General features: G+C 72.6%; 7 protein-coding genes. 3 read left to right on the top strand and 4 right to left on the bottom strand.

Annotation, left to right across the window (positions count from 1 at the left end; translation table 11 throughout):
* Together ACFWVC_RS13485 and ACFWVC_RS13480 are read right to left on the bottom strand one after the other, a co-directional pair.
* Positions 1 to 314: hypothetical protein (locus ACFWVC_RS13485; protein WP_384283720.1), on the bottom strand; the 314-nt coding region annotated here is incomplete at its 3' end.
* A 323-nt stretch (positions 315 to 637) separates the two neighbouring features.
* The gene (locus tag ACFWVC_RS13480) at positions 638 to 1,876 is read right to left on the bottom strand and encodes an aromatic acid exporter family protein (RefSeq protein ID WP_384283717.1); all 1,239 of its coding nucleotides are present in this window, start codon (positions 1,874 to 1,876) and stop codon (positions 638 to 640) included.
* 360 nt (positions 1,877 to 2,236) lie between these two features.
* Here ACFWVC_RS13480 and ACFWVC_RS13475 point away from each other — a divergent pair, with 360 nt between their 5' ends.
* Positions 2,237 to 2,869, top strand: coding sequence for a DedA family protein (locus tag ACFWVC_RS13475; RefSeq protein ID WP_384283714.1), 633 nt, complete (start codon positions 2,237 to 2,239; stop codon positions 2,867 to 2,869).
* A 25-nt stretch (positions 2,870 to 2,894) separates the two neighbouring features.
* Here the strand turns inward: ACFWVC_RS13475 and ACFWVC_RS13470 are convergent, their stop codons facing one another.
* On the bottom strand, positions 2,895 to 3,344 hold the full coding sequence (locus ACFWVC_RS13470; RefSeq protein WP_384283711.1) for a VOC family protein: 450 nt from the start codon (positions 3,342 to 3,344) through the stop codon (positions 2,895 to 2,897).
* A gap of 105 nt (positions 3,345 to 3,449) precedes the next feature.
* Positions 3,450 to 3,665 (bottom strand): dodecin, encoded by a 216-nt coding sequence (locus ACFWVC_RS13465; RefSeq protein WP_384283707.1) that lies wholly within the window; start codon positions 3,663 to 3,665, stop codon positions 3,450 to 3,452.
* Between the two features lie 128 nt (positions 3,666 to 3,793).
* On the opposite strand from ACFWVC_RS13465, the gene polX reads away from it, so the two are divergent.
* Positions 3,794 to 5,551, top strand: a complete 1,758-nt coding sequence (gene polX / locus ACFWVC_RS13460) for a DNA polymerase/3'-5' exonuclease PolX (protein ID WP_384283703.1) — start codon at positions 3,794 to 3,796, stop codon at positions 5,549 to 5,551.
* 49 nt (positions 5,552 to 5,600) lie between these two features.
* Entirely contained in the window at positions 5,601 to 6,014 is a 414-nt protein-coding gene (locus tag ACFWVC_RS13455) for a hypothetical protein (protein ID WP_384283699.1), read from the top strand.
* The last annotated feature ends 90 nt before the right edge of the window (positions 6,015 to 6,104 follow it).

Raw genomic sequence — 6,104 nt, 5'->3', positions numbered from 1 at the left:
TCGATCGCGTTGTCGGCGGGGTCGAGGTTGCCGCCGTTGTCGATCGCGTTGTCGGCGGGGTCGAGGTTGCCGCCGTTGTCGATCGCGTTGTCGGCGGGGTCGAGGTTGCCGCCGTTGTCGATCGCGTTGTCGGCAGGGTCGTCGTTGCCGCCGTTGTTGTCATCCTCGTCGAGCAGCCGCGTCTGGCTGCTGCTGTCGCGGAGCACCATGTGGCCGGCGGCGGCGGCCGAGCCGGCGCTCGCGGCGATCAGGCCGGTGGCCAGGAGTCCGGTGGCGACACCGAGAGCGGTGCGGCGCGTCAGACTGGTTCGCATGAGGGTCCTCTCCTCGGACGCGTGGTCGGCGGCGGTCGCCGCCTCTGCGATCAGTCGTACGTCCCTCCGCCGGAGCCCGCCCGTCGAGCGGAGCGTCCGGGCGACAACGTGGCCAAGGAAGTGACGCACTGCCACGAAACGATCCGGGCCTACCTGACCCGGCGACAGGCCTCGCGGATCACCGTCACGACGCCCACGAGATTTGGCACCCGGAGGGGCGACTGCCTCGTTTCCGACGAGACAACTCCGCCTCGGGCGAGCCGAATTGGACCTGTGCGACCGGCCGCCTCCCCGCCCGGCGGCCCGCGGGTGTGCCGCCGCGATCAGCCCCGGCCAGGTGCGCCGCGCCGCAGCCGTCCGGTGATGGCGCGGGCCCGCCGGTGGACCCGGGCGGACATTCCCTTCGAGGAGGGGGCGACGGCGACCAGCTGCTCGGACAGCCATCGGGAGCGCTGTTCGAGGTCCAGCTCGTTCAGCAGCCGGTCGATGTTGGCCAGCAGCGCCCCGTACAGGTCCCAGTTCTCCCAGCGCCGTTCGGTCTCCGCCCGCAGCAGCACCGCGATCCGGTCGCGCTCCTCCCGCCCGCGCCGCAGGGCGTCCTCCAGCCGTGCCTCCGCCTGCTCGGCGCCCGCGGTCACCTGGGCCGCGATCAGCCGGCCGTAGCTGTCCACGGCGTCGGCCATGTCGGCGAAGAGCTCGTCCATTCCGTCCGCGAGCTCCTTGGAGAACAGCGGTTCCAGCGGCCCGCGCTCGCGCTCCATCTCGGTCAGGGAGCGGCACAGTGTGCGCATCAGGACCGTGGACACCTCCAGGGTGTCCAGACCGCTGCGGAGGACGAGCCTGGCCATCGCGCCCTCGGCCGGCCTGACCCGCGGATTGAGCCGGGTACCCTCCTCCGCCCGGCGCAACGACGCGTCGAAACGGGCGATCTCGTTGTCCAGGCGCCGTGCGTCCATCAGCCAGGTACGGGCCCGTTCGGCGGTCGCGCCGGCGCGCAGTTCGCCACCCATACGGATCATCAGCAGCCGCATGTGCTCGGCCAGCTCGCGTACCGCCTCACCGGCCGGCTCGACGAACGCCGGCGGGGGCACGACCACGTTCAGGAGCACACCGACGGCGGCCCCGACCAGCGTCTCCATGACGCGGTCCACGGCCTCCCCGGACGGTGCCGGCACCGCCAGGATCAGCATCGCGCTGATGGCCACCTCGGCGACGAACTCGTCCACCCGGATGAAGTGCCCGATGACCAGCGAAGCCAGGATGATCAGCCCGAGGCTCCACCACGTCAGCCCGATCAGCTCGCTGAAGCCCACCGCGATGAGCACGCCCGCCACCACGCTGATCACCCGGCGGATGCCCGTCGTCACAGTTGTGAAGAGGGTGACCTGGACGACCAGCAACGCCGTCAGCGGGGCCGTCAGCGGCGCCGGGTTGGGCAGCAGCCAGACGGCCACGGCGTACGACAGGACCGCGGCCACCGTCGAGCGCACCGTCTGCACGGCGATCGGGTCGCTGTTGAGCCGCACGAGGTCGGCGAGGCGTGGGGGGAGGCCACCGGGCACACAGCCACTATCCCCGGCCGCGCGGTTCCGGGAGCGGACCGTGGTCGGTGCGCCAAGGCGTGTTTCGGGACCGGCGCCGCGCGGAGGGCCACGTGCGACGGGGAGACCGCCCGGCGGTGGCCGGTCCTAGCCCGCCGGTGTGAATCCAGCCCCCGACACGCCCCGGAAGCCCGGCCCCCACCCCGGTACAGCGCTTCATGGTGCGGCGCGAAAGTTGTCCGACCTGGCGAGTGAGGTGCCCATGACGCGAGCGGTACGGTCCGTGCGCGGGCGCGGACTTCCCGCCACGGACCGGGAGTTGCGTCCCACGGGGGCCCGGTACGGGAGCGGAGCGGCCGATCGTGCCGCCGTGCGGTGAGGGTGGGCGTCCCGCCTCCGCTGCCCGGGCCGCTGGCCGACCTGGCGCCGCTGCTGGAGGACTACGGCTACCTGGCGGTCGGCGTGCTCGTGCTCCTCGACAACTGCGGCATCCCGGTGCCCGGCCAGACGATCCTGGTCGTGGCCGCCGCCTACGCGGGCACCGGGCGGATGGACATCGTGGGCGTCGTCGCGGTCGCCGTGGCCGCCGCCCTGCTGGGCGACTGCCTGGGCTACCTCATCGGGCACAGCGGCGGTCGGGCCTTCGTGCACCGATGGGGCCGCTACGTGCTGCTGACTCCGGCGCGCTTCGCGCGCGGGGAGGCCTTCTTCGCCCGCCGTGCCGACCTCGTGATCGTCTTCGCGCGCTTCGTGGACGTCCTCCGGCAGACGAACGGCATCATCGCCGGCACCGCGGGCATGCCCTGGTGGCGGTTCCTCGCGTGCACGACGCTGGGGGCCCTGCTGTGGGTCGGGGCCTGGGCGGCCGTCGGCTACGCGGCGGGCACCCGGCTCGGATCGGTCTACTCCTGGCTCACCCGCTCCCAGGTGTACCTGCTGATCGCCCTCGGCGTGCTCCTCGCGGCGCTCGTGGCCCGCCATCTGTGGCGCCGCCGTCGCGACGGCGGCCGGTGAACTCCCGCGAGAACCGCCCGGCGGGTCAGGCGACGCAGAACTCGTTGCCCTCCGGGTCCCGCAGCACCACCCCGTAGTGGTCGACACCCGGCGTGGACAGCACCCGCAGCCGGGAGGCACCGGCCGCGAGCAGCCGCTCCACCTCGGCGTCGACACGCTCCTTGCGGACCGGCAGCGGGACGTCCTCCCGCCGCCCGCCCACCTTCACGTCCAGATGCAGCCGGTTCTTGCCGGACTTGCCCTCGGGGACCTGCTGGAACCAGATCCGCGGGCCCGCCCCCTCCGGGTCCACGATGGAGTCGCAGCCGTCGGAGTCGCCCAGTTCCTCCTCGGGGACGCCGATGCTCAGCCAGTAGTCCCGCCAGGTGGGGAAGCCGGCGGGCGCGTCCTCCGGCTTGTACCGCAGCGCCGCGGCCCAGAAGCGGACCTGGGCCGCGGGGTCCGCGCAGTCGATCGTCAGCTGGAATGCCACCATGACCGGTCCCTCCCGGGGAAACGACCGGCCCGAGGCGGTACCGGCACCCGCCATGTTCCCCCAAGGGACTGACAACGGCCGCGGACGGCCGCCGGCGCCGTCGCGTCAGCCGGCGGACTCCAGGCGGAAACCGACCTTCAGCCCGACCTGGAAGTGCCCGACCTGCCCGTTCTCGAAGTGGCCGCGGACCTGGGTGACCTCGAACCAGTCCAGATTGCGCAGGGTCTCCGACGCACGGGCGAGCCCATTGCGGATGGCCGCGTCGACGCTCTCGTCCGACGAGCCGACGATCTCGGTCACCCGGTAGGTGTGGTCGGTCATATCGCTCTCCCTGGGCCGTGGGACTTGTCGTCCAGCTCTCTCCAAGGTGCCTCAAGGCCCGTCCCGCCGCGAGGGGAAGGACAGTCCCCGCGCGTTAGCGGGCGCCGGTGGCCGGGAAGGCGCCTTTCATGGCCAGGGCCAACGACGAGGTCGAAGCCCTGCTCCGGGAGTACGCCGACCTCATCCGGATCACCGGTGGCGATGCCTTCAAGGCGCGCGCCTACGAGAAGGCCGCCCGCGCCATCGGCGGCCACCACGAGGACGTCTTCCGGCTCGACCAGAAGGCACTGCTCAAGATCCCCGGCGTCGGCAGGTCCGTCGCCGACAAGATCGCCGAGTACCTGGGCACCGGCGCCGTCTCGGCGGTCGAGGAACTGCGCGCCGGCATCCCGGCGGGTGTCCGGGAGATGACCGCGATCCCGACGCTCGGCCCCAAGCGCGCGATGACGCTCTACAAGGAGCTGCACATCGCCTCCGTGCGCGAACTGGCCGATGCCATCGAGCAGGAACGGCTGCGCGACCTGCCCGGCTTCGGCCCCCGGACCGAGGAGAACATCCTGCACGGCATCGGCCTGATGCTGTCCTCCGGCGGCCGGGTCCCCCTGAACGTCGCCACCGGGGTCGCCGAGGAGGTCGTCGCCGCCCTGTCGGAGGTCACCGGCTGCCGGCGCTGCGCCTGGGCGGGCTCCCTGCGCCGCATGCGCGAGACGATCGGCGACGTGGACGTCCTCGTCGCCGCCGATCGGTCCGCTCCGTTCATGGCGGCGTTCACCCGTCTGCCGTACGCCGCCGAGACCATCGCGCGCGGGGAGAAGAAGACCTCGATCCGCACGACCAAGGGCCTTCAGGTGGACCTGCGGGTGGTGCCACCGGACTCCTGGGGCGCCGCGCTGCAGTACTTCACCGGCTCCAAGGCGCACAACATCCGCACCCGGGAGCTGGCCGTCCGCCACGGGCTCAAGCTCTCCGAGTACGGCCTCTTCGACGCCGCGACCGGCGAGCTGATCGTCTCCCGCACCGAGGAGGAGGTCTACGCCCGGCTCGGTCTGCCCTGGATACCGCCGACCCTGCGCGAGGACCGCGGAGAGATCCAGGAGGGTCTGGAGGGCGAGCTGCCCGAGCCGGTCGCCGACCGCGACATCCGCGGTGACCTGCACACCCACACCGACCTCACCGACGGGCTGGCGGGCCTGGAGGAGATGGTCGAGGCCGCCGCGCGCCGCGGCTACGCGTACTACGCCGTCACCGACCACGCGCCCGGCCTGTCCATGCAGCGGATGACGGACGAGAAGATCCTCGCCCAGCGCGAACGCGTCCGGGCCCTGGACCGCGCCCAGGGCGCCCACCGCGGCATGCGCGTCCTGCACGGCACCGAGCTCGACATCGGCCCGGACGGCGGTCTGGACTGGCCCGACGACTTCCTGGCGGGCTTCGACCTGTGCGTCGCCTCGATCCACTCGCACTTCCACCAAGGCCGCGCCGCGCTCACCCGGCGCCTGGTGCGGGCCGCCGAGAACCCGCACGTCAACATCATCGGCCACCCCACCACCCGGATGCTGGGCAGACGCCCCGCCGTCGACGCCGACTTCGACGAGGTCTTCGCCGCCTGCGCGCGCACCGGCACCGCGCTGGAGGTCAACGCCCAGCCCGACCGGCTGGACCTGGGCGACGAGCTCATCCTGCGCGCCCGCCGGCACGGCGTGCGGTTCGCCGTGGACAGCGACGCCCACTCCACGCCGCACCTGGACTTCATGCGCTACGGCGTCGGCACCGCGCAGCGCGGCCGGCTCACCAAGGACGACGTGATCAACACCTGGCCCCTCACCCGCCTGCGCCGTTTCCTGCGCAAGGACGGCGGTACGCATCCGTGTCCCCGCTCGGGGTAGGCGAGGCTCAACGGACCAGAACCACGGCCAGGACATCGAGGAGAGCACGATGCTGCTTCTGGGACTTCTGCTGATGGGCGGGACCGCCGCCTTCACCGGGCTCCTGATCTCGGACAACCTCTCCGGAGGGCCCGACTACACGGTGACGATGTTCGGAACCGACATCGCCACCCTCAACACCCTCGGCGTCTTCCTCGCCGGCATCGCTCTCGGCCTGGTGTTCTGCCTGGCCGCGGGCATGGCGATGGCCGGCGCCGGACGCTCGCGCAGCCGCCGCGCCGAGCTGCGCACCCTGCGCCGGCGGGCACGGGCGCACGAGGCTGCCGCCACCACCCCGGCCGGCACCACGGGCGCCAGGACCGCCGGGACCACGGACACCGCTGACACCGCCACGACCACCACCGGGAAGACCACCGCCACGGTCCCCTCGCGCCGCAGCCGGATGCACTTGTTCGGACACTGAGCCCACCGCGCCGCCCGCGCGGCCGCTTCCGTGCGGCGGACCCGTCGAAATGCCCACCTGACCCGCTGCCCCCATCCTTGGAACGGGCGA

Origin of the sequence: Streptomyces sp. NPDC058691, from assembly GCF_042714775.1 — a bacterium.
In the GTDB taxonomy this organism is placed as follows: Bacteria; Actinomycetota; Actinomycetes; order Streptomycetales; family Streptomycetaceae; genus Actinacidiphila.
This window is presented reverse-complemented; position numbering and strand designations above follow the sequence as displayed.

Coding starts and splice junctions, on each gene's coding strand:
- ACFWVC_RS13470 (WP_384283711.1), bottom strand. CDS start 3,344: ATGGTGGCATTCCAGCTGACGATCGACTGCGCGGACCCCGCGGCCCAG.
- ACFWVC_RS13465 (WP_384283707.1), bottom strand. CDS start 3,665: ATGACCGACCACACCTACCGGGTGACCGAGATCGTCGGCTCGTCGGAC.
- ACFWVC_RS13455 (WP_384283699.1), top strand. CDS start 5,601: ATGCTGCTTCTGGGACTTCTGCTGATGGGCGGGACCGCCGCCTTCACC.
- polX (WP_384283703.1), top strand. CDS start 3,794: ATGGCCAGGGCCAACGACGAGGTCGAAGCCCTGCTCCGGGAGTACGCC.